This is a genomic window from Salipiger bermudensis (assembly GCF_019801965.1).
GTDB lineage: Bacteria > Pseudomonadota > Alphaproteobacteria > Rhodobacterales > Rhodobacteraceae > Salipiger > Salipiger bermudensis_A.
The window spans coordinates 14060-38867 of sequence record NZ_JAHVIA010000003.1 but is presented as its reverse complement, the minus strand read 5'-3'; the positions used below and the strand labels follow the sequence as shown (position 1 = coordinate 38867).

Here is a 24808-nt window from a genome sequence, read left to right as displayed (position 1 = left end):
GACATGGCGCATCTGGACTACTATTTTACCGTTCTTTCCCCTTACGCCTACCTTGCCGGGAACCGCATGGAGGAGATCGTTGCGCGCCACGGCCTCACGGTGACCTACAAGCCGCTGGACATCATGGCGCTGTTCCCGCGCACCGGTGGTGCCGCGCCGAAGGATCGGCACCCGTCGCGCATCGCGTACCGGGCGCAGGAACTGCCGAGGCAGGCGAAGAAGGCGGGGATGGAGCTGAACTTCAAGCCGGCGCATTGGCCGACCAACCAGGCCCCGGCCTCCTACGCGATCATCGCGGCGCAGAAGGCGGGCGGCGGCGACTTGGGCGGGCTGGTGCAATCGATCCTGCGCGCGGTCTGGGTCGAGGAGAAGGACATCGCGGAGGATGCCGTGGTGCAGGACTGCCTGAAGGCCGCGGGCTTCGATCCGTCGCTGACCTTCAGCGGCATGCTCACCGGGGCGGAGATCTACGCGTCCAATCTCGAGGATGCGGTCGCTGCGGGGGTCTTCGGCTCGCCGTTCTACGTGCTCGACGATGGCGCGATGTTCTGGGGGCAGGACCGTCTCGAGGATCTCGACCTGCATCTCTCGGGCAAGCTCTGAGCGTCTGCCCGATCGCTCTCAGGCCTGCTTGTTGAGGCCGACCGTCGGGGTTGTCTGCTGGTCGGCCACCGGGAGCCGCCCGAACCACCAGATCGCCACTGCGTTCAGGGCAAACAGACCTGCGACACAGGCTGCCATGAGAAGAATGGTGACGATCGCGCTCATCGGGGGTGGCTCCTTTTCCTTTGTAAGCCAATCCCGTGTCGTAGAGAAAGTTCCCTGCCGGCTCTAGCCCGTGATTCGCCGGCGGGGGATCAGAACAGCGAAAGTTGCCGCCCGGCCACACCGGCAATGCGGGCCTCGTGCTGCAGCAGCCAGGTCTTGGTATCGAGCCCGCCGCCGAAGCCGGTCAGCGCCCCGCCGCTTCCGATAACCCGATGACAAGGCAGAATAATCGGCAGCGGGTTGGCGCCGTTCGCAGCGCCGACCGCACGGCTCGCGCCGGGCGATCCGAGGGCGCGGGCGATCTCGCCGTAGCTGCGGGTTTCGCCATAGGGGATGGTTGCCAGGCAGGCCCAGATTTTCTTTTGAAAATCCGTGCCGCGAATGTCGAGCGGCACGCTAAATACGCGAAGTTGCCCGCTAAAATACGCGTCAAGATGGTGGCGCACGGCGTCGAACGGTGTGGGGTCGGGCTGCCAGCCGTCCTGCGGCGCGACGGCCTTGTGGCCCGTCGGGAAGCTCAGGAGGCGCAGCGACGCGCCGTCGCCCGCCAGAAGCAGCGGGCCGACGGGGCTGTCGTGGTGGCAGTAGCGCAGGCTCATGGCGCGGGCCTTCGCAGCGAGGAGGGCGGGCGGCCGTAGAGCGAAGCGAAGGCGGCGTTGAAGCGGCGCAGGCTGCCGAACCCGGCACGGCTGGCAATCTCGGCCATCGGCAGATCGCTGTCATCCAGCAGCCGCTTGGCGCGCTGCATGCGCCGGGTCTGGGCCACCTGCAGCGGCGAGGCTCCAACCTGCTCGGTGAAAAGCCGGGAGAGATGCCGCGGGCCGATGCCGAGCCGGGCGGCGAGCGCCGCCACGGTGCCGGTGTCGAGCGCGCCCTCCTCGATCAGACGCAGGGCGCGGGCGACGGTGGTGCGGGTGCCGTTCCACGCCGGGGAAAACGGCGCGGTCTCCGGGCGGCAGCGCAGGCACGGGCGGTAGCCGGCGCGCTCGGCGCTGGCGGCGCTGGGGAAGAACGACACGTTCTTGGTCAGCGGCGGGCGCACCGGACAGACCGGGCGGCAATAGATCCCGGTTGTCCGCACGGCGGTGAAGAACAGCCCGTCATAGGCGGGGTCGCGGCGCATCCTTGCGGCATTGCATGTGTCGAAATCCAGCATGGGCCGAGCATAGCGCGCAGGCCGGCCCGGAGCGAGCCTGCGCGGGCAATGAGGTCCGGAAATGGCGAGTGGGGTTCAGGTCGTCTTCTTCTTGCCGATGCGCGGCTCGGTGCCGGCGCGCAGGCGGGAGATGTTGCTGCGGTGACGCCAGAAGATCACGATGGTCAGCGCCACGGTGAGCGCCGTCAGGTCGTATTCACGCAGCAGGATCATCCACGCGGTCGACATCAGCGCCGCGACCAGCGCGCCGACGCTCGAGATGCTCGACAGCGCCGCTGCAGCGAGCCATGTGGCGCAGCACATCAGGCCCACGGGCCAGCTCAGCGCCAGCATCAGGCCGAGGAAGGTGGCAACCCCCTTGCCGCCCTGAAACCGCAGCCAGACCGGGTAGCAATGGCCGAGAAAGGCAGCGAGACCGGCGAGCTGCGCCGCGTCTTCGCCCGCGAGCCAGCGCGCCAGCAGCACCGCGACCGCGCCCTTGCCTCCATCGAGCAGCAGGGTACCCGCGGCAGCGGCCTTGTTGCCGGTGCGCAAGACGTTGGTGGCGCCGATATTGCCGGAGCCGATCTTACGCAGGTCGCCGAGATTCATCGCCCGCGTCAGCAGCATCCCGAAGGGAATCGAGCCGAGCAGGTAGCCGATGACGGCCCAGAGCAGCAGCAGGAACGGCGGAGTGGTGATCTCGGGCAGCATCAGGCGCTCCGGTAGACGGCGGTGCCGGCGACAAAGGTTGCCAGAACCTTACCCTGAAGCCGGGCCCCATCAAACGGTGTATTCTTCGACTTCGACTGCAGCTTGAAGCGGTCGAGCACAAAGGGCTTGTCGGCGTCGAACAGCACGAGATCGGCGGGCGCACCCTTGGCCATGCGGCCCGAGGCGAGGCCCAGCCGCTTCGCCGGGTTGAGCGACAGCGCACGGAACAGCGTCGGCAGCTCGAGCTCGCCGGAATGGTAGAGCCGCAGCAGCACCGGCAGCATGGTCTCGAGACCCACGGCGCCCGAGGCGGCCTCCTCGAAGGGCAGGCGCTTGGATTCCTCGTCCTGCGGGGTGTGGAAGCTGCCGATGATGTCGATCAGCCCCGAGCGCACTGCCTCGACGGTGGCCTGCCGGTCCTCTTCGGAGCGCAGCGGCGGCTTGACCTTGAAGAAGGTGCGGTAGTCGGAGACGTCGAGCTCGTTGAGCGTCAGGTGGTGCATCGAGGTGCCCGCGGTGACGTCGAAGCCGTTCTTCTTGGCCCGCTCCAGCGCCGGCAGGGCACGGGCCGTGGTGATCTGGTCGGCGTGGTAGCGCACGCCGGTCATCTCGACGAGGGCGATATCGCGGTCGAGCCCCATGCGCTCGGCCATCGGCGAGACCGCCGGCAGGCCGCGCAGCGAGGCGAACTTGCCGGAAGTGGCGGCGCCGCCCTTCGACAAGCCGGGCTCCTGCGGGTGGCACATGACCAGCGCGCCGAGCGAGCGGGCGTAGGTCATGGCACGCGAGAGCACCTTGGTGTCGGTGAGCACGTGGTCGCAATCGGTGAAGGCCACCGCGCCGGCATCGAGCAGGAAGCCCAGCTCGGTCATCTCGCGCCCGGCGCGGCCCTTGGTGAGCGCCGCCATCGGCAGCACGTGGACCGGCGCGTCATCTTCGGCGCGGTCGCGGATGAACTCGAGCACCTCGGGCGTGTCGATCGCGGGATCGGTGTCGGGGCGAGTGACCATGGTGGTGACACCACCGGCGGCGGCGGCGAGGCCGGCGGTCTTGTAGCTTTCCTTGTGCCGGTCGCCGGGCTCGCCAACCTTGACGCCGATATCGACGATGCCCGGCGCGAGGAAGGCGCCGCCGGCGTCGATGCGCTCGGCATCCGCGACCTGCGGGTCGGGCTCCTTGAAGATCTCGGCGATCAGGCCGTCGCGCAGCAGCACGGCGCCTTCCGAGACGGTATCGGCTTCGGGGTCGATCAGGCGGGCATTGGTGAGGAGCGTTGCGGTCATGCGATGCGGTTCCCGGTCAGTCTCTGCGGTTGGCGGCGTCTGCCCGCGCAGGGGTGGAGTAGTGCAAGAGCGGCAAAAGGGAAAGGGTCATCCCGCCTCCGGCCGCGCGGCCCCGATGCGCGCGACGACCGCCGCCGGCTCGCGCTGGAACTTGATCAGGTGCTTGTCGCCCGAGTGGGTGACGAGCTGCACCGCCGAGCCGATGCGGCGCACCCTGGCGAGATCGGTGAGCGGCACGTGGCGCTCGGCCGGGCCGGTGAGGGCGCTGTCGGTCATTTCCCAGACATGGCCCAGCTCTTCCGACATCAGGTACCAGCCGCGCGCCGCCACCGCGGCCAGCGCCCCGACGGCACCGGTCCAGACATGCGGCGTGCCGGTGAGCCAGAGCAGGATCATCGCTGCGGGCATGGCGAGCAGCGCCAGGGTCACGTGGCTCTGCAGGTAGGTGGAGCGGTCGGGCGCGAAGCGGGCGCGCGGGACGGCGCCGGCAGGGCTCATGCCAGACCCTGCAGCAGCCAGGCAAGGATCAGCAGCGCCAGCACGCCAAGCCCGACGAGCAGCAGCACCCGGCCGCGCCGGTCGCGCGGGGCGGGGCCGGCACCGTCGCCGGCGGGACGGCTGCGGGCGGCCTTGCTGCGGGGCGAGAGGCCGCGCGGTCGGGCGGCCTCTTCCTCGAAGCTGCCGATCCAGCGCAGCGGGCTGGCGACGGTCAGATCCTGCGAGACATGTGCGAAGGCCTGGCTCGGCAGCACCACCACGTGGCCCCGGAGCGCGTCGATGCGCGGGCGCATGGCGCGGAAGTCGCCGCCCGAGAGCTGGTAGGCCTCGGCGAGATAGGCCGAGAGGCTCATGTCGCCGAGATCGCGGATCGCCACCACGTCGACGAAGGAGGGCCGCAGGCGCTGCGCGCCGAGCCCGTATTGCAGCGGGTATTCACCGGTCCCGGCCTGGGTGGTGTAGCGTTCGATCGCCTCGGGCGGCAGGTCGAGGTGAAAGAGCCGCACGACGCCGGTCTCGGAGCCGTTGATCTGCATCTGCGTCATGCGGAGAGTTCCGTGGGCCTTGCCCGCAGGTTGCGCGCGAGCAGGTCCATCGCCGCCATGCGCACGGCGACGCCCATCTCGACCTGCTCCTGGATCACCGAGCGGTTGATGTCATCGGCGATGGTGCCGTCGATCTCGACGCCGCGGTTCATCGGGCCGGGGTGCATGACGATGGCGTCGGGCTTGGCATGGGAGAGCTTGTCGGCGTCGAGCCCCCAGCGGTGATAGTATTCGCGCTCGGAGGGGATGAAGCCGCCATCCATGCGCTCTTTCTGGAGCCGCAGCATCATCACCACGTCGACATCCTCGAGCCCCTTGCGCATGTCGTCGTAGATCTCGACGCCGAACTCGGACATGCCGGCGGGAATCAGGGTCGAGGGGCCGACGAGGCGGACGCGGTTTTCCATCTTCTGCAGCAGCAGGATGTTGGAGCGCGCGACGCGGGAATGGGCGATGTCGCCGCAGATGGCGATGTTGAGCCGGTGCAGCCGGCCCTTGGCGCGGCGGATGGTGAGCGCGTCGAGCAGCGCCTGGGTCGGGTGCTCGTGGCGGCCGTCGCCGGCGTTGAGGACGGCGCAGTTGACCTTCTGGGCCAGCAGGTCGACGGCGCCGGAATGCGGGTGGCGCACCACCAGCAGGTCGGGATGCATGGCGTTGAGCGTCAGCGCGGTGTCGATCAGGGTCTCGCCCTTTTTGATCGAGCTGGCCTGCATCGCCATATTCATCACGTCCGCGCCGAGGCGCTGGCCGGCGATCTCGAAGCTGGCCTGGGTGCGGGTGGAGTTCTCGAAGAACATGTTGATCTGGGTGAGTCCGGAGAGCACGTTGGAGTGTTTCTCGCGGCGCCGCGACAGGGTGACATACTGTTCGGCGAGGTCGAGCAGCGTGGTGATTTCGTCGGGGCGCAGGGGCTCGATGCCCAGAAGGTGACGCTGGTCGAAACGCATGGCGGTGCTCCGTGAAAGATTGCCTGCCTGTATAGGAAGGGGGAGAGGACGCGACAAGTGGCAGCCCCGCATCCCGGGCACACTCCCGCCCACCCACCCGTGCGCCCGGGATGCGCGGCGATGCTGCGCGTCTTGGCACGTGTGGAATCGTGAGTATTTGAAACATGGAGAAGACAGCGGGGATTTCCGCCGTCGTGCGCTGCGTCTAAGGTCTGGCTCATGGATTCGGGACTGGATTGGCATTACGCCCGCGCGGCGCTTGAGTGGCAGCTGGAGCTGGGCGCCGACGAGGCGATCGGCGAGGCGCCGGTCGACCGCTTCGCCGTGGAGGTCGAGCTGCAGGCGGCGCGAGCTGCGGCAGCCGTGGCGCAGCCCGCGCCGCGCGGCGGGGGGGGGATGCCGCCGCCGAAGATCGACGAGGGGCCGGACCCGGTGGCGGTTGCGAAGCAGGCGGCCGCGGCGGCGGCCACGCTCGACGATCTGCGCGCGGCGATGGCGGCCTTCGAGCATTGCGAGCTGAAGCGCGGCGCGCGCAACCTAGTGTTCAGCGATGGCGTGGCCGAGGCGCGGGTGATGATCGTCGGCGAGGCGCCGGGGCGCGACGAGGACCTGCAGGGCAAGCCGTTCGTGGGCCGCGCCGGGCAGTTGCTCGACCGCATGCTCGGGGCCATCGGCCTTTCGCGGGCGGAGAGCGTCTACATCACCAACGTGCTGCCCTGGCGCCCGCCGCAGAACCGCGACCCAAAGCCCGACGAGATCGCCATGATGACGCCCTTCCTCGCCCGGCATATCGAGCTGGTCGCGCCCGAGGTGCTGGTGATCATGGGCAACATCTCCTGCGACGCGCTGCTGGGCAAGCGCGGCATCACCCGGCTGCGCGGCAAATGGGCCGAGGTGCAGGGACGCCCGGCGCTGCCGATGTTTCACCCCGCCTACCTGCTGCGCCAGCCGCAGATGAAGCGCGAGGCCTGGGCCGACCTGCTCGAGCTGAAGGCGAAGCTCCGGGCCGGGGCGTGAGCCGGCTGTCCGCCGCCTGCCTGGTGGCGACGCTTGCGGCCTGCCCGGCGCTCGCCGAGCCGCCGGGTTTCACCATCGATTACGACCTGCTCTTCGAGCGCGAGGCCGATGCCGTGCAGCACCCGTCGCCGGGTGTGGCGCATCTCGATCTGCCGGGGCCGGTGATCGTCGAGCGCCGGGGCGGGCGGGTGCGGGCCGAGGATCAGAGTGGCTGGGGCGCGGCGGGCTGCGCCCTCGAGCGGCTGACCACCGCGGCAGCAACGGTGTTGAGCTGCCCGGACCTGTTCTCGGCAGAGCAGCGCGACCGGGTGGCGGGACAGCTCCTGCGCGGCGTTCGCTTTTACGCCGAAAACACCGTCCCGGCGATGGACGCGGCCGAGGCGCGCCGCGCCATGCAGGCGGCGCTGGCGCGCGAACGTGCCTCGCTCGCGCTCTCGTGTGGCGACCGCGACGCCGCGCCACTGGCATTTGCCGCCCATATCGCGGAGGATCTCTCCCTGCGGCGCTTCGAGCGGATCTTCGAGGCGCCGCGCCTGCCCGTGACCGCCCCTTGCCCCTGAAAGACCCGAGACCGCCCGCATGTCCCGTATCGACGACACCAAGCCCTTCATTCCCGTCCGCATCGCCGTTCTGACCGTCAGCGACACGCGCAGCCTCGCCGAGGACCGCTCGGGCGATACGCTGGTGCAGCGGCTCACCGACGCCGGGCACGCGCTTGCGGCGCGGGCGATCTGCACCGATGACCGCGACAAGATCGCGGACCAGCTGCGCGCCTGGGTCGCCGACAGCGAGATCGACGTCATCCTGTCCACCGGCGGCACCGGGCTGACCGGGCGCGATGTCACCGTCGAGGCGCATCGCGATGTCTACGAGAAGGAGATCGAGGCCTTCGGCACGGTCTTCACCATCGTTTCGATGAAGAAGATCGGCACCAGCGCGGTGCAGAGCCGCGCCACCGGTGGCGTCGCGGGCGGGACCTATCTCTTCGCGCTGCCGGGCAGCACCGGCGCCTGCAAGGATGCCTGGGACGAGATCCTCGCCTTCCAACTCGATTACCGGCACCGGCCCTGCAACTTCGTCGAGATTTTTCCACGTCTCGACGAACATCAGCGGCGGAAATGATCCTCTGCCACGTATGAATACGGTGGCGCGGGGTCGCGACCGCACACATATGATATCCTGAACGGGTCTTCAGAGCCCGAGACAACGGGAAGTTACGGTATGCGTTTCCTTCGACAGAGCCTTGTCGGGCTCTTTCTGCTCTCTGTCACGCTCGGCCTGCTGGTCTATGCCGGGGCGCTGGTGCGCGATGCGGTCGAGGCGCGGCTGAACGATGAGCCCCGCGTGCCGCAGGCGCGTGAGCGGGTGTTCGCGGTCAACGTGACGCCGGCGCGTTTCGAGACGGTGACCCCGGTGCTGACCGCCTTCGGCGAGGTGCAGAGCCGGCGCACCCTGGAGCTGCGCACCGCCATCGAGGGCACGCTGGTCGATCTGGCGCCGGATTTCGTCGAGGGCGGACGCGTCGAGGCGGGGGAGCTGCTGGCGCGCATCGACCCGGCCGACATGGAGGCCGAGCTGGCCCGCACCGAGAGCGCCGTGGTCGATGCCGAGGCCGAGCTGCGCGAGGCGCGCCGGGCGGTGGCACTCGAGCAGGATGCGCTGACGGCGGCGCAGGAGCAGGCGGCGCTGCGCCAGCGCGCCTTCGAGCGCCAGACCGACCTGGCGGCGCGCGACGTCGGCACCGCGGCGGCGGTCGAGGAGGCCGAGCTCAGCGCCTCGTCGGCGCGGCAGGCGGTGGTGACCGCCCGGCAGTCCCTGGCGCTGGCCGAAGCGCGGGTGGACCAGGCGCAGACCAGCCTGACGCGGGCGCGGATCGCCCGCGACGACGCGCAGCGCCGGGTCGATGAGACCGAGATCCGCGCCGGGTTTGCGGCGCAGCTCAGCGATGTCGCGGTGGTGGCGGGACGTCGGGTCTCGGCCAACGAGCAGCTCGCGGTGCTGATCGATCCCGATGCGCTCGAGGTCGCCTTCCGGGTCTCGACCCTGCAATACGCAAGGCTGCTGGGCGAGGACGGGCGGCTGCGGCAGGTGCCGGTGACCGCAAGACTCGAGCTCTACGGCGGCAACCTCGTGGCCACCGGCACGCTCTCGCGCGAGGGCGCGGCGGTGGGCGAGGGGCAGACCGGCAGGGTGCTCTATGCCACGCTCGACCAGGCAGCGGGATTCAAGCCCGGCGATTTCGTCACCGTCGACGTGACCGAGCCGGCGCTCGCGCAGGTGGCGCGGCTGCCCGCGACCGCGCTGGATCCGGCCGGTGCGGTGCTGGTGGTCGGCGAAGACGAGCGGCTCGAGAGCGTGCCGGTGACACTGGTGCGGCGTCAGGGCGACGACGTGCTGGTGCGCGGCGAGGCGCTCGAGGGGCGCGACGTGGTGATGCAGCGCACGCCGCTGCTGGGGGCCGGTATCAAGGTACGGCCGCTGCGCGGCGCCGCGGCGCCCGAGGCACCGCCGTCTCAGGCCGAGATGCTTGAGCTGACCGACGATCACCGCGCCCGCCTGATGGCCTTCGTCGAGGCGGCGAACGGCATGCCGGATGATGACAAGGAGCGCATCCTCGCCCAGCTCTTGCAGGACAAGGTTCCGGCGCAGGTGGTGCAGCGCATCGAAGCCCGGATGGGAGGCTGACCGATGCGCCAGATCCCCGGACAGGCCAGCGGCATCCTCAGCTATTTCACCCGTCACCCGACCGTCGCCAACCTTCTGCTGGTGATCCTCGTGGTCGCCGGGCTGTTGGCCGGCCCGAACATGCGGGCGCAGTTCTTTCCCGACGTGATCGACGATGATGTGACGGTGAACGTGAGCTGGGACGGGGCCGGCGCCGAGGACGTGGATTCCGGCATCGTCCAGCTGCTCGAGCCGACGCTGCTGGCGGTCGAGGGGGTGGTCAACACCTCCAGCCGCTCACGCGAGGGCAGCGCCCGCATCGAGCTCGAATTCGAGCCGGGCTACGACATGATGAAGGCGGTCGACGACGTCGAGACCGCGGTCGATTCGGTTACGGATCTGCCCGAGGATGCCGACGATCCGACCATCCGCAGCGGCGGCTGGCGCGACCGGGTGACCGACGTGGTGATCACCGGACCGGTGGCGGTCGACCAGCTCGGCCGCTTCGCCGACGAGTTCGTGATCCGGCTCTTCGCCGAGGGCGTCACCCGCACCACGATCCGTGGCGTCGCCGCGCCACAGGTGATCGTCGAGGTGCCGTCGCAAAATCTCATCGGCCACGACGTCACCATGCGCGAGATTTCCGACGCCATCTCGGGCGAGGTCAACGCCAACCCGGCCGGCGACGTGAGCGGCGCCAATGCCCGCGTCCGCACCGGCGTCGAGAAGCGCAGCGCCGAGGCGATCGAGGCGATCGTGCTGCGCTCGGACGCGGACGGCACCAAGCTCACCGTGGGCGATGTGGCGACCGTGCGGCGCGAGGGCATCGACCGCGCGCGGACCTATTTCGTCGGCGAGAACCCGGCGATCTCGATCAGGGTCGACCGCTCGGCACAGGGCGACGCCATCGAGATCCAGCGCCAGGTCGAGGAGGTGGCGCGCGAGTTCCAGGCCTCCCTGCCCGAGGGCACGCGCATCGACCTGATCCGCACCCGCGCCGAGGCGATCACCGGGCGTCTCAACATCCTGCTCGACAACGGCGCCATGGGGCTGGTGCTGGTGGTGGTGCTGCTCTTCCTTTTCCTTAACGCGCGCATCGCGATCTGGGTGGCGGCGGGCATTCCCACCGCCATGCTCGCGGCGCTGGCGCTGATGTATGCCTCGGGGCTCACGATCAACATGATCTCGCTCTTCGCGCTGATCATCACGCTGGGCATCGTGGTCGACGACGCCATCGTGGTGGGCGAGCACGCCGATCACATGTCGCGCCACGGGCTCGGGCCGGTGCAGGCCGCCGAGACCGCGGCGCAGCGCATGGCGCTGCCGGTGTTCTCCTCGACCCTGACCACGATCATCGCCTTTTTCGGCCTGACCGCCATCGGCGGGCGCTTCGGCGACATGATCCAGGACATCCCCTTTACCGTCATCATGGTGCTGATCGCCTCGCTGGTGGAATGCTTCCTGATCCTGCCCAATCACATGGCCCATGCCATCGCCTCGGCCCAGAAGGAGCACTGGTACGACCTGCCGTCGCGGCTGGTGAACCGCGGCTTCCGCTGGGTGCGCGAACGGCTGTTCCGGCCGCTGATGGTGGGGGTGATCCGGGCGCGCTACGTGGTTCTGGCGCTGGCGCTGGTGGCGCTGGCCAGCCAGGCGGCACTGTTCATCCGCGGCGACGTGCAATGGCGCTTCTTCAACTCGCCGGAGCAGGCCTCGGTGACCGGCAATTTCGCCATGGCGCCCGGGGCCACGCGTGAAGACACGATGGCGCAGATGCGGCTCATGCAGCAAAGCGCCGAAGCGCTCGGGCGGGAATACGAAGAGCGCTACGGCCTCGATCCGATCGCCTACATGATCGCCGAGATCGGCGGCAATTCCGGCCCCTCGCTCGCCGGCGCCGAGAGCAAGGACGAGGATCAGCTTGGGGCGATCTCGATCGAGCTGATCGATGCCGACCTGCGGCCCTATTCCAGCTTCGCCTTCGTCGGCGAGCTGCAGGAAAAGGTCGAGCGCCACCCGCTACTCGAGGTGGTCAGCTTCCGCGGCTGGCGTTCGGGCCCCGGCGGCGATGCGCTGGACGTGCAGTTCTACGGTGCCGATTCCGACACGCTGAAGGCCGCCTCGCTCGACCTGCAGGAGGCGGTGCTGCGCTTCCCCGAGGTCTCCGGCGTCGAAGACAACCTGTCCTACGACATGGACGAGTTGGTGCTCGAGCTGACGCCGCAGGGCAAGGCGCTGGGCTTCACGATCGACGCGCTGGGGCAGGTGCTGCGCAACCGCGTCGCGGGCATCGAGGCGGCGACCTATCCCGACGGTCCGCGCTCTGCGGCGATCCGGGTCGAGCTGCCCGATGGCGAACAGACCGCGGATTTCCTCGAGCGGATGCAGATGCGCACGCCGGATGGGGCCTATGTGCCGCTGGCCGATATCGTCAGTGTCTCGCGCACCACGGGCTTTTCCACGGTGCGGCGCGAAAACGGCCTGCGGGTGATCTCGGTCACAGGCGACATCTCCGAAGACGATCCCGCCCGCGCCACCGAGGTCATGAGGGCGCTCGAAGAGGAGATCCTGCCCGAGATCGCCGCCACGCGGCAGGTCGAATGGCGGCTGGCCGGCCTCTCCGAGCAGGAAGACCGCTTCCTCGCCGACGCCGGCACCGGGCTGACGCTGGTTCTGCTGGGGATCTACCTCGTGCTGGCCTGGGTCTTTGCGAGCTGGACCCGCCCGCTGGTGGTGATGTCGATCATCCCCTTCGGACTGGTGGGCACGATCTATGGTCACGCCGCGTGGGATGTGCCGTTGTCGATGTTCACGGTGGTCGGGCTGCTTGGCATGACCGGAATCATCATCAACGATTCCATCGTCCTGGTGACGCAGATCGACGAATACGCCCCCGACCGCGGCATCTTCCAGGCCATCGTCGACGGCGCGGCCGACCGCCTGCGACCGGTCTTCCTGACCACCGCCACCACCGTGCTGGGCCTTGCGCCGCTGCTCTACGAACGCTCGGCCGATGCGCAGTTCCTCAAGCCCACGGTAATCACGCTGTGCTACGGGCTGGGCTTCGGCATGGTGCTGGTGCTGCTGGTGGTGCCGGCCCTGATCGCGGTGCAGCACGATGTGGCGCGCCACATCGCGGCCTTCCGGCGCGGCCTGCGCTTCCGCCACGGGCGGGTGCGGGCGCTGATGCTGGTGGCGTTCGCGGGCGTGCTGGGCTGGCTGGCCGCCACCATGGGCTACGCCGCTGTCACCGGCGCGCTCTGGCCGCCGGTGGCGCTGCCGGCGCTGGCGATGCTCTCGCCGATGCTGGCCGGCTTCCTGCTCTTCGTGGGCGGCGTCGGCGCGGCGGTGCTGGTGATCTGGGCCGTCGCCGTGCTGGCCTTCGCGCTCAGCCGGCGGTCGCCTTCGGCCTGAGCGGGCTTGCCCGCAAAACAAGCGGGTGCAGCACTATGGGAACGGATCAGGTCACGGGGTGGGTGCAGGTGGTGTGCCCGCTCTGCCTCAGCTGTCGCAGCCCTGGATGTCGACCGCGTGGTTCTCGCCCAGCACGGTGATCCTGACACGGGAACGGTCGAGCATGAAGGGCTTGCCCTCCATGTGCATGAGCTTGGTCTCGGTGACCAGTATGCCGCCCTCGCGATGGGTGGCGGGCTCGGCGGCCCAGACCGTCGGCTGGCCGCTCTCGACAACCGCCTCTTCGCGACCGCCCGCGCGCGGCATGTCAATCTCGGCGCGCAGCTTGAGGCCGCGCTTGGCGGGGCTGACGGTGCAGCGCACGCCGCGCACCGAGGCTTCGGCCTCGGTGAAGGGCGCGGAGGCCATGGCGGCGGCGATGCGCGGATCGGGCTTGCCGCCCGCCGGCAGGGTGGCATTGATCTCGAGCGTGTGCGGCAGGCAGATGTCGTTGCAGAGGCCGAGTTGCATCTCGGTCTTGAGCGCGATCTGGCCATCGCCGCGCGGCGTGATGCGCAGCGGCAGCACGAGCTCGTCCTTGTAGCCGACCGAGCGCATGTCCGATTGCCAGAACACGTGCGGCGTCGGCCAGAGCACGTCGATCCGGCCGGCATTGCGCGAACCGTCCCAGTCGAAGGAGGGCGGAATGCCGGCATCACCGGGCGCGCGCCAGTAGGTCTTCCAGCCGGGCGCGAGGATGAGGTGCAGCGCCGCCACGTGGTCGCCGTTGGGCAGCCGCCAGCCGGGCAGCAATTGCGCCTGCACCGGCTCCTCGGCAAAGCCGGGCGCGGCGGGCAGGACAAGGGCCAGACAGGTGGCCAGGGCTGAAGTCAGGCGACGGAACATGGTAAATCACATGGCGAGTCAGGAATGAAATGCCAAGTCACATTGAGTCGAGCCTGCCGTGTCCGGCCCGACCTGTTGCAGCTCCTCCCTTGCCTCGCGGGGGGGCGGGGGCCATGTTGAGAGGGAGACCTTGCACGGAAAGCCCTCTCTCATGGACAGCGCCTCTGATCCCACCGATCTCACAGGGAAGATTCTCATCGCCATGCCCGGCATGGGCGATCCGCGATTCGAGCATTCGGTGATCTATCTCTGTGCCCATTCGGCGGAGGGCGCGATGGGGCTGATCGTGAACAAGCCTTCGGCGGATGTCAGCATGGCGGCGCTGCTCGAACAGCTCTCGATCACCCCCTCGGCGGAGCTCGGGCCGCGGCAGGTGCATTTCGGCGGCCCGGTCGAAATGGGGCGCGGCTTCGTGCTGCATTCGCCCGACTACATGTCGGGGCTGACCACGCTGCAGGTCAATGACGGCTTCTCGATGACCGGCACGCTCGACGTGCTCGAGACCATCGCCCGCGGCGACGGCCCGGCGCGCTGGATGGCGATGCTGGGCTATGCCGGCTGGGGGCCGGGGCAGCTCGAGGAGGAGTTGGCGGCGAATGGCTGGCTGGTCTGCGATGCCACGCCTGAGCTGGTCTTCGAGACCGCCGATGCCTCGAAATGGGAGGCGGCACTGAACTCGATGGGCGTCTCGGCACACCTGCTCTCCGCCGAGGGCGGACGGGCCTGAGGGCGCGGCGCGGCTCCGAACTCTCTGACAACAGGGCATGCCCGACGGGAGGCATTGGGGGCGCTGCCCCCGCCCGCGCGATGCGCGGACTCCCCCGAGGTATTTGGAAACCAGAGAAGATGAGGGCGCAGCGCTCCTGTCTTCTTCTGGCCAAAAATATCCCCGCCGGAGGCAGGCCGAAACCGGCGGCCGGGAGTTGATGGCGGGACCGGAGCGGGTGGCGTGGTGACGGGTTTGCGGCCTCAGTCGCGCGGCGCGGCGGCGCGGCTCAGGCGGTCGTTGATCGCGATGCCGAGGCCGACATGCGGGATCGGCATCACCGCGATGGTCTCGGCCCCGCCGGCATCGAGACGGTGCAGGTATTCGAAGAGATTGGCCGCGGCCTCGACCAGGTCGCCCGAAGGCGAGAGGTTGAGGTCGCAATCGCCCTCGGTCTGGCCGAAGCCGAGCCGGGCCTCGCCCGCTTCCCACTCGGCGGCGTTGAGCCGCACCCGGGCGCGCGGGGCGTAGTGCGAGGAGAGCTGGCCGGGGGCCGAGATCTGCTCGCGGTCCTTGCGCTCCATCACCGGGCGTCCGAGCACCTGCGAGAGCGCGTCGATGCCGATGCGGCCGGGGCGCAGCAGGGTCGGTTTGCCGGCGAGGCCGAGAATCGTCGATTCGAGCCCCACGTCGCAGCGCCCGCCGTCGAGCACGCCTTCGATACGGCCGTCGAGCGTGTCGAGCACGTGTTCGGCGCGCGTCGGGCTGATGCGGCCCGAGCGGTTGGCGGAGGGCGCCGCCACCGGGCCGCCGAACTCTGACAGCAGTGCGCGCGCCACCGGGTTGGCGGGCATCCGCACCGCCAGCGAGTCGAGCCCCGCGGTCACCAGCTTCGACACCTTGGTGCCGTCGCGCAGCGGCAGAACCATGGTGAGCGGGCCGGGCCAGAAGGCCTCGGCGGCGGCCTCGGCGAGATCGGACCAGACCACCAGCGCCTTGACCGCGTCGAGATCGGCGAGGTGCACGATCAGCGGGTTGAAGGACGGCCGTCCCTTGGCCTTGTAGATCCGCGCCACCGCGCGGTCGTTGCAGGCGTCGCCGCCGAGCCCGTAGACCGTCTCGGTGGGGAAGGCGAGCAGGCCTCCGGACCGGAGGATCTCGGCCCCGCGGGCGAGCCCCGCCGGGTCGGCGTGAAGGCGCTGGGTTGCGATCTCGCTCATGAGGTATGACGCCGCGTTTTGGTTGGACAGGGGCGCGGGGGCCGGTAGGCTCCCGGGCAAGAATGTGACGCTCTGACTATCCGAGCGCCGTGTCATTGCCAACCGGGATTGGACCCTGACCATGCCATATCGCGCGCCTGTTTCCGAATTCAGCTTCCTCCTCGACAAGGTCATCGGCTTCAAGGCCGTGCAGGAGACCGAGCGCTTCGCGGAGGCGAGCCCCGACATGGTGAGCGCGGTGCTGACCGAGGCGGGCCGGATGTGCGACGAGGTCATGGCGCCGCTGCAGCGCAATGGCGACCTGCACCCGGCGGTGCTGGAGAACGGCGTGGTGCGCAGCTCGAAGGGCTTCGACCAGGGCTACAAGGCCATCGCCGAGGGCGGCTGGGTGGCGATCACCGCCGATCCCGAGTTCGGCGGCATGGGCCTGCCGCTCACCGTGGCAACCGCGGTCAACGAGATGATGTCGGGCGCCTGCCTGTCGCTGCAGCTCAACCCGCTGCTGACCCAGGGCCAGATCGAGGCGCTCGAGCATCACGCCTCCGACGAGATGAAGGCGCTCTACCTGCCCAAGCTGATCTCGGGCGAGTGGTCGGGCACGATGAACCTGACCGAGCCGCAGGCGGGCTCGGACGTGGGTGCGCTCTCGTCCAAGGCCGAGCCCAACGGCGACGGCACCTATGCGATCACCGGGCAGAAGATCTATATCTCGTGGGGCGACTCGGACCTCGTTGAGAATGTCTGCCACCTGGTGCTGGCGCGTCTGCCCGATGCGGCCCCGGGCACCAAGGGGATCAGCCTGTTCATGGTTCCGAAGTTCCTGCCCGACGAGAATGGCAACCCGGGCGTGGCCAACACGCTCAAGGTGGTCAGCCTCGAACACAAGATGGGCCTGCATGGCAGCCCGACCTGCGTGATGTCCTACGAGGGCGCCAAGGGCTGGATCGTGGGCGAGCCCGGTGGCGGCATGAAAGCGATGTTCACCATGATGAACAATGCCCGGCTCGGCGTCGGCGGGCAGGGCGTGGGGGCGGCGGAAGGCGCCTACCAGCACGCGCTGGCCTTCGCCAACGAGCGCAAGCAGGGCAAGAACCCCTACGACACGATCATCGGCCATGCCGATGTGCGCCGGATGCTGGCCACGATGAAGGCCGAGATCCTCGCCGCCCGGGCCATCGCGCTCGACTGCGCGGTGTCGATCGACATGGGCCGCGCCACCGGCGAGGCCGAGTGGACCGCGCGCGCCGCCTTCCTGACCCCGATCGCCAAGGCCTTCGGCACCGATATCGGCTGCGAGGTCTCGGAGATGGGCGTGCAGGTGCATGGCGGCATGGGCTATGTCGAGGAGAGCGGCGCGGCGCAGTTCTATCGCGATGTCCGCGTGACGGCGATCTACGAGGGCACCAACGGCATCCAGGCGATGGACATGGTCGGCCGCAAGCTGATGGATGGCGGCGAGGCCGCGACCCGGCTGCTCGACGAGATCGAGGCCGAGGCCGAGGCCGCCAAGGGCACCATGCCGGAGCTGGCCGGGGCGGTCTGGGAGGCCGCCGAGACCCTGCGCGAGACCACCGAGTGGCTGGTGGCGCAGGCGATGCCGGCGCGGTTCGGCACCGCGGTGCCCTACCTCAGGGCCTTTGCCCGGGTGCTGGGCGGGCATTACCACCTGCGCGCGGCGATGGCTGATCCCGATGGCGCCCATGGCAAGCTGGCGCGGTTCTACATCACCCGGCTGCTGCCCGAGCACGCAGGCCTCCTGGCGCATGTGCGCGCCGACGATGCCGAGCTGATGGCGATCTCGCCCGACGATCTCGCGGCCTGACGCATGACCACCGGCATCCGCTACCCGTTCGAGACGCCGCCCGATCATGGCGAGGTCATCGAGGTGGCGGAGGGCGTGCTGTGGATGCGGATGCCGCTGCCGATGGCGCTCGATCACGTCAATGTCTACGCGCTCGATGACGGCGACGGCTGGACGCTGATCGACACCGGCTTTTCCTCGCCCCGCAGCCGCGCGCTCTGGGAGGGGCTGTTGGCAGGGCCGCTCGGGGGCAAGCCGGTGCGCCGGGTGCTGGTGACCCATCACCACCCGGATCACGTCGGGCTTGCGGGCTGGTTCCAGGAACGCGGCGCCGAACTTCTCACCACCCGCACCGCCTGGCTCTACGCGCGGATGCTGACGCTCGACGATCAGGATCGGCCCTCGACGGCCGAGGTCGACTACTGGCGCCGCTGCGGCATGGATGCGGAGATGCTGGCGCAGCGCGTCAACGAGCGTCCGTTCAACTTCTCGGATTGCGTCTGGCCGATGCCGGTGGGCTTCACCCGCATCGGGCAGGGCGACCGGCTCGAGATCGGCGGGCGCAGCTGGGACGTGCATATCGGCGACGGCCATGCGCCCGAGCACGCGACGCTTTGGTCGCGCGATGACAATCTCGTTCTGTCCGGCGACCAGATCCTCTCGACCATCAGCTCGAATCTCGGCGTCTACGCCACCGAGCCCGAGGCCGACCCGGTGGCGGAGTGGCTTGCCTCCTGCGAACGGCTTTCGGACCTGGCGCGCTGCGAGCACCTGGTGCTCGGGGGCCACAAGCTGCCTTTCACCGGGCTGCCGTTCCGCATGGCACAGCTGATCGAGAACCACCATTCGGCGCTCGACCGGCTGCACGGTTACCTGGAAGAGCCGAAGGCGGCGGGGGAGTGTTTCCCGGTGCTGTTCAAGCGCCGCATCGGCAGTGCTGAATATGGCCTCGCGCTGGTCGAGGCGATGGCGCATTGCCTTCACCTCTGGCATCAGGGCCGTGCCACCCGCGAGCGGCGCGAGGATGGGGCGTGGCTCTGGCAGGCGGTCTGATCCGCAGGCAGGCGCAAAAGATAGCTGCAAGCTACGGCTTTTGGGCAGGTGACAGGGCCCGGGAAATCCGCTAGTCAAAACAGCGACAACTGGAATGCCACAGGGACGGATCTGGAGATGGCTGAGCACAAGCTGGGAACCATGGATATCACGGAGCAGGAAAAGACTTTCCACGGCTTCATCAAGTTCACCATTCGCACGCTCTACGTGATCTTTGCGATCCTGGTCATTCTGATGATCTTCGGCGCCTGAGGGCGCCACCTTTTCCCTTTCAGGAGCACGTTCGGATGACGTTCAGAGCCGCCATTCTTGCCGGTCTGGCGGCGCTTTCGCTTGCCGGATGCACAACGCCGAGCGCCCGCACGCCCAACGCCACCGAGGCCGAGATCGCGCGCGCCGCCTATCGGCATGACGGCCCGGCCTCGATCACGCTCTACACCATGATCAACAACCGCAGCGATGCGGGGGCGCATTCGAGCATGATGATCAATGCGCCGTCGCAGCGAGTGATCTTCGATCCCGCCGGCTCGGTGCGGGCCGACTGGCTGGTGGAGGCGGATGACGTGCTCTACGGAATCACTCCCGAGATCGAGCGGGTCTACGAACGCGCCCATGCGCGCGAGACCTACCGGGTGCGCATCCAGCAGGTCGAGGTCTCGCCCGAGGTCGCGGAGCGTGCGCTGCGGCTGGTGCAGGATTATGGCGCCGTCTCGCAGTCGCGCTGCACGGTGGCGACATCGAGCGTTCTGCAGCAATTGCCGGGCTTCGAATCCGTCAGCACCACCTGGTTCCCGAACAACCTCGCCGACCAGCTCGCCGGGATGCCGGGAATCGAGGATCGCGTGGTGCGTGAGAACGATGCCGACGACAAGCGCCTGGCGATCGCGGCCTATTCGGAAGAGCTGGCCAGCCAGTAAGGCCAGCCGCCATCGCGCGGGCGGTCAGCTGGTCAGGTAGATCCCGGAGACCAGCACCACCCCACCCACGACCATCGCGAGCAGCGGGTTCTTGAAGTAGAACCCCAGCCCCAGCGTGATCGCGGCGGCCGCCAGCCGCACCGGCTCGGGCTGGCCGTCATTGGCGGCGGGCCAGACGATCAGCGGCATGATCAGCGCCGGCAGCACCGACACCGCGGTATAGCGCAGGTGGCGCATCAGCCAGGCCGGGATCGGGCGATCTCCGACCAGTCCGAGGAAGACGAAGCGCAGGCCGAAGCTGCCTAACCCCAGTCCGATGATGACGATCCAAAGCTCGGTACGGTCGATCATGTCGCCTCGCTCCGGCGCTCGATCTCGGCGCCGGCCATCATGCCGAGCAGCGCCGCGACCAGCAGGCCGAGATTATAGGGAAGGAAGGCGAAGAGCAGCGCCGAAACCGAGGCCACCAGCGCCGCCGCGCCGTGGGCACCAGTGCGCAGCGCCGGACCGACCAGCGCCAGGAAGGCGATAGGCATGGCGAAATCGAGACCGCTCTCGAGCGAGATCTGCGCTCCCACCAGCGCGCCGACCACGGTGAAGCCGTACCAGAGCGGGCAGATCGGGGTGATCGTCCCGATGAAATAGGCGAAGCGCTCGCCATTCGTCATGTCGGGCTCTCGCTCGTATTTCACGATCCCCAGCGCGTAGGCCTGGTCGACGAGGAAATACGCCACCACGCCGCGCTTCCAAAGCGGCAGGTGGCCGAGATAGGGCGTCAGCGAGGCGGAATACATCGCCATGCGCAGGTTGACCGCCAGCGCCGAGGCCAGCACCACCAGCGTAGGCGCCTGGTCCTGCATCAGCTGCAGCGCGGTGAACTGCGCCGCCCCCGCGATCACCGCGACCGAGAAGGCCAGCGCCTCGAGCACGTTGAGCCCGGCGCTTTTCGAGAGCACGCCGAACACCATGGCGAAGGGGGCGATCACGAGAATGAAGGGCGCTCCGTCACGGAGACCCTTGATGTAGCTTGACCGCAGGTCGCCCGTGTCCATCCTGCCTCTCCGTTATGGGGGAACAGTTCTGACCTAACGAAGCGCGGGAAGAGATGCAATTGCAGCGGGTCTGCCCAAGCGCACCCATGATTGTGCGGGCCTGCAGGGGCGACGTCCGGCCGCGAGCCGGGGCCGGACGCAACGCGTGATTGGATGGTGGGGTTTGCGAGTGGCGCGGCGTCGCTTCCGGGCTCAGTCGAACGTGCCCGCGACCCGGCCCAGCAGCATGAAGGCGCGCGACGAGCGGGTGTTGGCCAGCTCGGTGATCTCGGCATCGCTGGCCTCGGGCGCGAAGCGCGCCACGCCCTTGTCGAACAGGCGCAGGAAGTGATGCGCCGCGTCGCGGAAGATCGGGTCCTGCTTCATGCGCGCATGGGTCAGGGTCAGCGACGAGCGGTCGCGCACGCCGCCGAGCGCGGCGATTTCGCGGCCCCGCGTGCCCTCGGCGAAGGCGCGCCAGAGCTCGGGGCGGGCCATGTCGGGGCGCAGGTCGTCCATGTAGATGCCATCCTGGCTGAGCAGGGTCAGTACGTCCTGCGCCGCCTGGATCAGCTGCGCGGCCTGCCGGTCCTTCAGCGCCCGGCGCAGGGCGGCGAAGCCGGTCTCGTCCTCGGCGCTTTCGGGGAAGTTAAGCGCGCGGATGAAATCGCCGTTGGAGACCGGCGGCTGCAGGACCTCTGCCGGGGTGCCGAGCGAGAGCCTCGGCTGATCGTCGCCGGCCGGCGCCGTCTCGGGCTGCGGAGCGGGCGCCATGACCGGCTGACCGGACGGGCCCTGAGAGACCGCGAAGCGCGCCAGCGTGGTTTCCGCCTTGCGCTGGGAGGCGGCGATCTCTTCGAGCTTCTTGGCCAGCGAGCCGGCGCCCGCCTCCTTCCGCCCGGCCTGCGCCTGGCTGATATAGCTGGTGCGAATCGCGTCGATCGCCGCCTGCAGCCGCGCGCTCTCATCGCGCATGACCCGGCTGGCCCGGGCCGCGGTGGCCGCGACCCAGATCATCGCCACCGGCATGAACATCACCATCATCGCCAGCAGGAAGCGCAGCCCGTCGCTACCCTCGCCGTCGAAATACAGGAAGAACACGCCCGAAAGCGCCAGCCATGCGAGGCTGAGCGCAATCGCGGTGATCTCGATGCCGGTGATGCCGGGCGGCTGCGGCCGGTCATAGATCCCCAGGGGGGTGGAGCGGCTGTCTTTGCTGTCGGCCATCTGGCGCGGACCTTACTTGAACTCGATGCTGAGGATCTCGTAGCTCTTCTCGCCACCGGGCGTGCGCACTTCGACGCTGTCGCCTTCATCCTTGCCGATCAGGGCACGGGCGATGGGCGATTTGATGTTGAGCAGGCCCTTGTCAATATTGGCCTCGTGCTCGCCGACGATCTGCCAGGTCTTTTCCTCGTCGGTATCCTCGTCGACGACCGTGACGGTGGCGCCGAACTTCACCGCGCCGTTGAGCTTGGTGGGGTCGATCACCTCGGCGAGGCTCATCACCGCCTCGATCTCCTTGATCCGGCCTTCGATGAAGCCCTGCTTCTCGCGGGCCGAATGATATTCGGCATTCTCTTTCAGGTCGCCGAGCTCGCGCGCTTCCGCGATCGCCTGGATCACGGCGGGGCGCTCCTTGCTCTTGAGCGTCTTCAATTCGGTTTCGAGCGCGGTAAAGCCCGCGCGGGTGATCAGTATCTTTTCCAAGGAGGGGGCTCCTGAACGTACGGTTCGTGCATTCCAGTCTGAGTATGGCACATAACGTGTCTCACGCCCCCCAAGTCAAGTGGGCAGGCCAAGAACCGGCGAGGCTTTGCATGCCGCGCCGGCGCTCGGATGCGGCCCTTGGTGACAGGACAACTGCGACATAGGTGCTGTAACCCGGCGGCAATAGGCTCTCCGAATACTTGCGACGCGGTGTTTTGATTGACCTTCGCTGCGCTGCCGCGCTACCTCGGTGCGCAAGAAAATTTCAAACGCAGCCAGCGGAGGGGTCGGCATGTCCGAGATCGAGCGCGAGTCGATGGAATATGATGTGGTGATCGTCGGGGCAGGGCCGTCTGGCCTGTCCGCGGCGATCCGCCTGAAGCAGCTTGATGCCGATCTCGAGGTCGTGGTGCTCGAGAAGGGCTCCGAGGTTGGCGCGCATATCCTGTCCGGTGCGGTGCTCGATCCCTGCGGGCTCGACGCGCTGATCCCCGACTGGAAGGAAAAGGGCGCCCCGGTCTCGGTGCCGGTCACCGAGGACAAGTTCTACATGCTGGGCGAGGCCGGCAAAATGGCCATCCCGCACTGGCCGATGCCGCCGTTCATGTCGAACCACGGCAATTACATCGTCTCGATGGCCAATGTCTGCCGCTGGATGGCGGAGCAGGCCGAGGCACTCGGGGTCGAGATCTTCCCGGGCATGTCCTGCTCGGAGCTGGTCTATGGCGACAATGGCGAAGTGAAGGGCGTGATCGCGGGCGAGTTCGGCAAGAACCCCGACGGCACCGCCGGCCCGGGCTACGAGCCGGGCATGGAGCTGCACGGCAAGTACGTGTTCCTCTCCGAGGGCGTGCGTGGCTCGCTCTCCAAGGAAGTCATCGCGAAATACAATCTCTCCGAGGGCAAGGAGCCGCAGAAATTCGGCCTCGGCATGAAGGAGATCTGGGAGATCGATCCCGCCAAGCACAAGGAGGGCCGGGTCGAGCACACCATGGGCTGGCCGCTGGGCGGCAATGCCGGTGGCGGTGCCTTCATCTACCACATCGACAACAACCAGGTGTATGTCGGCTTCGTGGTGCACCTGAACTACAAGAACCCGCACCTCTTCCCCTACATGGAATTCCAGCGCTTCAAGCATCACCCGCACGTGGCGGCGCTGCTCGAGGGCGGCAAGCGCGTGGCCTATGGCGCGCGGGCGATCTCGGAGGGCGGCTACCAGTCGATGCCGAAGATGGTCGCGCCCGGCGTGGCGCTGCTGGGCTGCTCGGTGGGCATGGTCAACGTGCCGCGCATCAAGGGCAACCACAATGCCATGCTCTCGGGCAAGGCGGCGGCCGAGGCAGCCTATGAGGCGCTGCAGGCGGGCCGCGCGTCGGACGAGCTGAGCGCCTACGAGACCGAGGTCCGCGAGGGCGCCATCGGCAAGGACCTGTGGAAGGTGCGCAACGTCAAGCCGATGTGGTCGAAATGGGGGATGTCGGCCTCGCTCGCGATGGGCGGGCTCGACATGTGGACCAACCAGCTCGGCTTCTCGTTCTTTGGCACCATGGGCCACGGCAAGACCGATGCGGCCTCGACCGAGCCGGCGAGCCACCACAAGCCGATCGACTATCCCAAGCCCGACGGCAAGCTGAGCTTCGACCGCCTGACCAACGTGTCGTTCTCGTTCACCAACCACGAGGAAAGCCAGCCCTGCCACCTGCGCCTTAAGGACGAGAACGTGCCGGTCGCGGTCGACTACACCAGCTTCGCCGGCCCGTCGCAGCGCTATTGCCCGGCCGGGGTCTACGAGTTCGTCGAGGATGACGGCAAGCCGCGCTTCGTGATCAACTTCCAGAACTGCGTCCACTGCAAGACCTGCGACATCAAGGACCCGGCCCAGAACATCACCTGGACGGTGCCGCAGGGCGGTGACGGCCCGAATTATCCCAACATGTAACGGCGCTTTCTCGCGTCGCGTGTGGCAAAGCCCCGGACATTGTCCGGGGCTTTGTCTTATCGGGGTTTTGCCCCTTGCAACGGGGTTGGGTGTTCCGCTAAAGGGGTCGGCGGAGAGGTGGCCGAGTGGTCGAAGGCGCACGCCTGGAAAGTGTGTAGGCGGGAAACCGTCTCGAGGGTTCGAATCCCTTCCTCTCCGCCACTTGCCCGCGCGAAAGCGTTCTCCCGATCCGGCTGCGGCCGGATTTTTCCGTTGTATTCGGGGGTTATGCGGGTGGGGCTGAGCACTGGCCGCCGCGCCAGGAGGCCTGGATGCAGTCTCTCAGGGCCTATATTCTCCGGACCTCATGACTGCGTCGGTTAGGTGAATGGCTTGCAAGGCACAGAAAGTTCACAGTTTTTTGACCTGCCGATCTGACCACTTCGACGTCAGTCGTTTCGGCTTATGGAACACACATCGAACCACTGGCCAAGGCAGCAGAAATCCCCGATCGGCTCTTGAAAGCGTGCAACCGTTTCATTGCTTGCCCCGCCGGCTCCCGAAGTGCATCCTCATGAATCG

General features: G+C 68.3%; 26 protein-coding genes and 1 tRNA gene. 13 read left to right on the top strand and 14 right to left on the bottom strand.

All coding sequences use genetic code 11. From position 1 onward, the window contains the following. Positions 1–3: 3 nt before the first annotated feature. The gene (locus KUV62_RS07195) at positions 4–603 is read left to right on the top strand and encodes a 2-hydroxychromene-2-carboxylate isomerase (protein WP_222603014.1); all 600 of its coding nucleotides are present in this window, start codon (positions 4–6) and stop codon (positions 601–603) included. An 18-nt stretch (positions 604–621) separates the two neighbouring features. Here the strand turns inward: KUV62_RS07195 and KUV62_RS07190 are convergent, their stop codons facing one another. The 8 genes from KUV62_RS07190 to KUV62_RS07155 form a co-directional block, all read right to left on the bottom strand. Next, entirely contained in the window at positions 622–768 is a 147-nt protein-coding gene (locus KUV62_RS07190; protein WP_222603013.1) for a hypothetical protein, read from the bottom strand. Between the two features lie 89 nt (positions 769–857). Beyond that, positions 858–1367 carry a methylated-DNA--[protein]-cysteine S-methyltransferase gene (locus KUV62_RS07185; protein WP_222603012.1) on the bottom strand — a complete coding sequence of 170 codons (510 nt, stop codon included), beginning with the start codon at positions 1365–1367 and terminating at the stop codon, positions 858–860. Then, entirely contained in the window at positions 1364–1924 is a 561-nt protein-coding gene (locus tag KUV62_RS07180; protein ID WP_222603011.1) for a bifunctional transcriptional activator/DNA repair enzyme AdaA, read from the bottom strand. The genes KUV62_RS07185 and KUV62_RS07180 overlap by 4 nt, the downstream gene beginning before the upstream one ends. Before the next feature lie 75 nt (positions 1925–1999). After that, positions 2000–2617, bottom strand: coding sequence for a glycerol-3-phosphate 1-O-acyltransferase PlsY (gene plsY / locus KUV62_RS07175; protein WP_222603010.1), 618 nt, complete (start codon positions 2615–2617; stop codon positions 2000–2002). Beyond that, on the bottom strand, positions 2617–3900 hold the full coding sequence (pyrC, locus tag KUV62_RS07170) for a dihydroorotase (protein WP_222603009.1): 1284 nt from the start codon (positions 3898–3900) through the stop codon (positions 2617–2619). Before pyrC ends, plsY begins: the two co-directional genes overlap by 1 nt. Positions 3901–3987: 87 nt before the next feature. Continuing rightward, on the bottom strand, positions 3988–4398 hold the full coding sequence (locus KUV62_RS07165) for a hypothetical protein (RefSeq protein ID WP_222603008.1): 411 nt from the start codon (positions 4396–4398) through the stop codon (positions 3988–3990). Further along, the gene (locus tag KUV62_RS07160; RefSeq protein ID WP_222603007.1) at positions 4395–4943 is read right to left on the bottom strand and encodes an aspartate carbamoyltransferase catalytic subunit; all 549 of its coding nucleotides are present in this window, start codon (positions 4941–4943) and stop codon (positions 4395–4397) included. Before KUV62_RS07160 ends, KUV62_RS07165 begins: the two co-directional genes overlap by 4 nt. Continuing rightward, the gene (locus KUV62_RS07155; protein WP_007795182.1) at positions 4940–5890 is read right to left on the bottom strand and encodes an aspartate carbamoyltransferase catalytic subunit; all 951 of its coding nucleotides are present in this window, start codon (positions 5888–5890) and stop codon (positions 4940–4942) included. The genes KUV62_RS07160 and KUV62_RS07155 overlap by 4 nt, the downstream gene beginning before the upstream one ends. Positions 5891–6109: 219 nt before the next feature. Here KUV62_RS07155 and KUV62_RS07150 point away from each other — a divergent pair, with 219 nt between their 5' ends. The 5 genes from KUV62_RS07150 to KUV62_RS07130 all read left to right on the top strand — a co-directional run bounded on the left by KUV62_RS07150 (position 6110) and on the right by KUV62_RS07130 (position 12985). Then, complete coding sequence (locus KUV62_RS07150; RefSeq protein ID WP_222603006.1) at positions 6110–6907, top strand: uracil-DNA glycosylase family protein; 798 nt, start codon at positions 6110–6112, stop codon at positions 6905–6907. After that, positions 6904–7467 (top strand): hypothetical protein, encoded by a 564-nt coding sequence (locus KUV62_RS07145; RefSeq protein ID WP_315901563.1) that lies wholly within the window; start codon positions 6904–6906, stop codon positions 7465–7467. The genes KUV62_RS07150 and KUV62_RS07145 overlap by 4 nt, the downstream gene beginning before the upstream one ends. Positions 7468–7486: 19 nt before the next feature. Next, complete coding sequence (gene moaB, locus KUV62_RS07140) at positions 7487–8029, top strand: molybdenum cofactor biosynthesis protein B (protein WP_222603005.1); 543 nt, start codon at positions 7487–7489, stop codon at positions 8027–8029. A 99-nt stretch (positions 8030–8128) separates the two neighbouring features. Beyond that, the gene (locus KUV62_RS07135; protein ID WP_222603004.1) at positions 8129–9592 is read left to right on the top strand and encodes an efflux RND transporter periplasmic adaptor subunit; all 1464 of its coding nucleotides are present in this window, start codon (positions 8129–8131) and stop codon (positions 9590–9592) included. A 3-nt stretch (positions 9593–9595) separates the two neighbouring features. Then, positions 9596–12985 (top strand): efflux RND transporter permease subunit, encoded by a 3390-nt coding sequence (locus KUV62_RS07130; protein WP_222603003.1) that lies wholly within the window; start codon positions 9596–9598, stop codon positions 12983–12985. 87 nt (positions 12986–13072) lie between these two features. On the opposite strand, the gene KUV62_RS07125 is transcribed toward KUV62_RS07130, so the two are convergent. Next, complete coding sequence (locus KUV62_RS07125) at positions 13073–13870, bottom strand: protein-disulfide reductase DsbD domain-containing protein (protein ID WP_222603002.1); 798 nt, start codon at positions 13868–13870, stop codon at positions 13073–13075. Positions 13871–14021: 151 nt separating this feature from the next. On the opposite strand from KUV62_RS07125, the gene KUV62_RS07120 reads away from it, so the two are divergent. Next, complete coding sequence (locus tag KUV62_RS07120) at positions 14022–14597, top strand: YqgE/AlgH family protein (RefSeq protein ID WP_222603001.1); 576 nt, start codon at positions 14022–14024, stop codon at positions 14595–14597. A gap of 242 nt (positions 14598–14839) precedes the next feature. Here KUV62_RS07120 and KUV62_RS07115 read toward each other — a convergent pair whose 3' ends face one another. After that, entirely contained in the window at positions 14840–15796 is a 957-nt protein-coding gene (locus KUV62_RS07115; protein ID WP_222603000.1) for an L-threonylcarbamoyladenylate synthase, read from the bottom strand. Between the two features lie 121 nt (positions 15797–15917). Here KUV62_RS07115 and KUV62_RS07110 point away from each other — a divergent pair, with 121 nt between their 5' ends. The 4 genes from KUV62_RS07110 to KUV62_RS07095 all read left to right on the top strand — a co-directional run bounded on the left by KUV62_RS07110 (position 15918) and on the right by KUV62_RS07095 (position 19567). Continuing rightward, positions 15918–17618 (top strand): acyl-CoA dehydrogenase, encoded by a 1701-nt coding sequence (locus tag KUV62_RS07110; protein WP_222602999.1) that lies wholly within the window; start codon positions 15918–15920, stop codon positions 17616–17618. A 3-nt stretch (positions 17619–17621) separates the two neighbouring features. Then, on the top strand, positions 17622–18650 hold the full coding sequence (locus tag KUV62_RS07105; protein WP_222602998.1) for an MBL fold metallo-hydrolase: 1029 nt from the start codon (positions 17622–17624) through the stop codon (positions 18648–18650). Between the two features lie 117 nt (positions 18651–18767). Beyond that, positions 18768–18902: an aa3-type cytochrome c oxidase subunit IV gene (locus KUV62_RS07100; RefSeq protein ID WP_207075753.1), complete on the top strand. Its 135-nt coding sequence runs from the start codon at positions 18768–18770 to the stop codon at positions 18900–18902. A gap of 35 nt (positions 18903–18937) precedes the next feature. After that, entirely contained in the window at positions 18938–19567 is a 630-nt protein-coding gene (locus KUV62_RS07095; RefSeq protein WP_222602997.1) for a hypothetical protein, read from the top strand. A 24-nt stretch (positions 19568–19591) separates the two neighbouring features. On the opposite strand, the gene KUV62_RS07090 is transcribed toward KUV62_RS07095, so the two are convergent. The 4 genes from KUV62_RS07090 to greA form a co-directional block, all read right to left on the bottom strand. Then, positions 19592–19918 carry an AzlD domain-containing protein gene (locus tag KUV62_RS07090; RefSeq protein ID WP_222602996.1) on the bottom strand — a complete coding sequence of 109 codons (327 nt, stop codon included), beginning with the start codon at positions 19916–19918 and terminating at the stop codon, positions 19592–19594. After that, complete coding sequence (locus tag KUV62_RS07085) at positions 19915–20619, bottom strand: AzlC family ABC transporter permease (protein ID WP_222602995.1); 705 nt, start codon at positions 20617–20619, stop codon at positions 19915–19917. Before KUV62_RS07085 ends, KUV62_RS07090 begins: the two co-directional genes overlap by 4 nt. A 192-nt stretch (positions 20620–20811) precedes the next feature. After that, a complete protein-coding gene (locus KUV62_RS07080) occupies positions 20812–21825 on the bottom strand; it encodes a hypothetical protein (RefSeq protein WP_222602994.1) in 1014 nt (337 codons plus the stop codon). 12 nt (positions 21826–21837) lie between these two features. Beyond that, entirely contained in the window at positions 21838–22308 is a 471-nt protein-coding gene (gene greA / locus KUV62_RS07075; protein ID WP_222602993.1) for a transcription elongation factor GreA, read from the bottom strand. Positions 22309–22600: 292 nt separating this feature from the next. On the opposite strand from greA, the gene KUV62_RS07070 reads away from it, so the two are divergent. Next, complete coding sequence (locus KUV62_RS07070; protein WP_222602992.1) at positions 22601–24247, top strand: electron transfer flavoprotein-ubiquinone oxidoreductase; 1647 nt, start codon at positions 22601–22603, stop codon at positions 24245–24247. A 111-nt stretch (positions 24248–24358) separates the two neighbouring features. Continuing rightward, positions 24359–24448, top strand: a tRNA-Ser gene (locus KUV62_RS07065). Positions 24449–24808 lie beyond the last annotated feature (360 nt).

What these genes read in the sequence shown, in the direction of transcription:
- KUV62_RS07165 (WP_222603008.1), bottom strand. Translation starts at nt 4,398, where the DNA reads ATGAGCCCTGCCGGCGCCGTCCCGCGCGCCCGCTTCGCGCCCGACCGC.
- KUV62_RS07090 (WP_222602996.1), bottom strand. Translation starts at nt 19,918, where the DNA reads ATGATCGACCGTACCGAGCTTTGGATCGTCATCATCGGACTGGGGTTA.
- KUV62_RS07150 (WP_222603006.1), top strand. Translation starts at nt 6,110, where the DNA reads ATGGATTCGGGACTGGATTGGCATTACGCCCGCGCGGCGCTTGAGTGG.
- KUV62_RS07100 (WP_207075753.1), top strand. Translation starts at nt 18,768, where the DNA reads ATGGCTGAGCACAAGCTGGGAACCATGGATATCACGGAGCAGGAAAAG.
- KUV62_RS07135 (WP_222603004.1), top strand. Translation starts at nt 8,129, where the DNA reads ATGCGTTTCCTTCGACAGAGCCTTGTCGGGCTCTTTCTGCTCTCTGTC.
- KUV62_RS07080 (WP_222602994.1), bottom strand. Translation starts at nt 21,825, where the DNA reads ATGGCCGACAGCAAAGACAGCCGCTCCACCCCCCTGGGGATCTATGAC.
- KUV62_RS07185 (WP_222603012.1), bottom strand. Translation starts at nt 1,367, where the DNA reads ATGAGCCTGCGCTACTGCCACCACGACAGCCCCGTCGGCCCGCTGCTT.
- KUV62_RS07130 (WP_222603003.1), top strand. Translation starts at nt 9,596, where the DNA reads ATGCGCCAGATCCCCGGACAGGCCAGCGGCATCCTCAGCTATTTCACC.
- KUV62_RS07105 (WP_222602998.1), top strand. Translation starts at nt 17,622, where the DNA reads ATGACCACCGGCATCCGCTACCCGTTCGAGACGCCGCCCGATCATGGC.
- KUV62_RS07095 (WP_222602997.1), top strand. Translation starts at nt 18,938, where the DNA reads ATGACGTTCAGAGCCGCCATTCTTGCCGGTCTGGCGGCGCTTTCGCTT.
- KUV62_RS07180 (WP_222603011.1), bottom strand. Translation starts at nt 1,924, where the DNA reads ATGCTGGATTTCGACACATGCAATGCCGCAAGGATGCGCCGCGACCCC.
- KUV62_RS07085 (WP_222602995.1), bottom strand. Translation starts at nt 20,619, where the DNA reads ATGGACACGGGCGACCTGCGGTCAAGCTACATCAAGGGTCTCCGTGAC.
- KUV62_RS07155 (WP_007795182.1), bottom strand. Translation starts at nt 5,890, where the DNA reads ATGCGTTTCGACCAGCGTCACCTTCTGGGCATCGAGCCCCTGCGCCCC.
- plsY (WP_222603010.1), bottom strand. Translation starts at nt 2,617, where the DNA reads ATGCTGCCCGAGATCACCACTCCGCCGTTCCTGCTGCTGCTCTGGGCC.
- pyrC (WP_222603009.1), bottom strand. Translation starts at nt 3,900, where the DNA reads ATGACCGCAACGCTCCTCACCAATGCCCGCCTGATCGACCCCGAAGCC.
- moaB (WP_222603005.1), top strand. Translation starts at nt 7,487, where the DNA reads ATGTCCCGTATCGACGACACCAAGCCCTTCATTCCCGTCCGCATCGCC.
- KUV62_RS07190 (WP_222603013.1), bottom strand. Translation starts at nt 768, where the DNA reads ATGAGCGCGATCGTCACCATTCTTCTCATGGCAGCCTGTGTCGCAGGT.
- KUV62_RS07125 (WP_222603002.1), bottom strand. Translation starts at nt 13,870, where the DNA reads ATGTTCCGTCGCCTGACTTCAGCCCTGGCCACCTGTCTGGCCCTTGTC.
- KUV62_RS07115 (WP_222603000.1), bottom strand. Translation starts at nt 15,796, where the DNA reads ATGAGCGAGATCGCAACCCAGCGCCTTCACGCCGACCCGGCGGGGCTC.
- KUV62_RS07120 (WP_222603001.1), top strand. Translation starts at nt 14,022, where the DNA reads ATGGACAGCGCCTCTGATCCCACCGATCTCACAGGGAAGATTCTCATC.
- KUV62_RS07110 (WP_222602999.1), top strand. Translation starts at nt 15,918, where the DNA reads ATGCCATATCGCGCGCCTGTTTCCGAATTCAGCTTCCTCCTCGACAAG.
- KUV62_RS07195 (WP_222603014.1), top strand. Translation starts at nt 4, where the DNA reads ATGGCGCATCTGGACTACTATTTTACCGTTCTTTCCCCTTACGCCTAC.
- KUV62_RS07070 (WP_222602992.1), top strand. Translation starts at nt 22,601, where the DNA reads ATGTCCGAGATCGAGCGCGAGTCGATGGAATATGATGTGGTGATCGTC.
- KUV62_RS07160 (WP_222603007.1), bottom strand. Translation starts at nt 4,943, where the DNA reads ATGACGCAGATGCAGATCAACGGCTCCGAGACCGGCGTCGTGCGGCTC.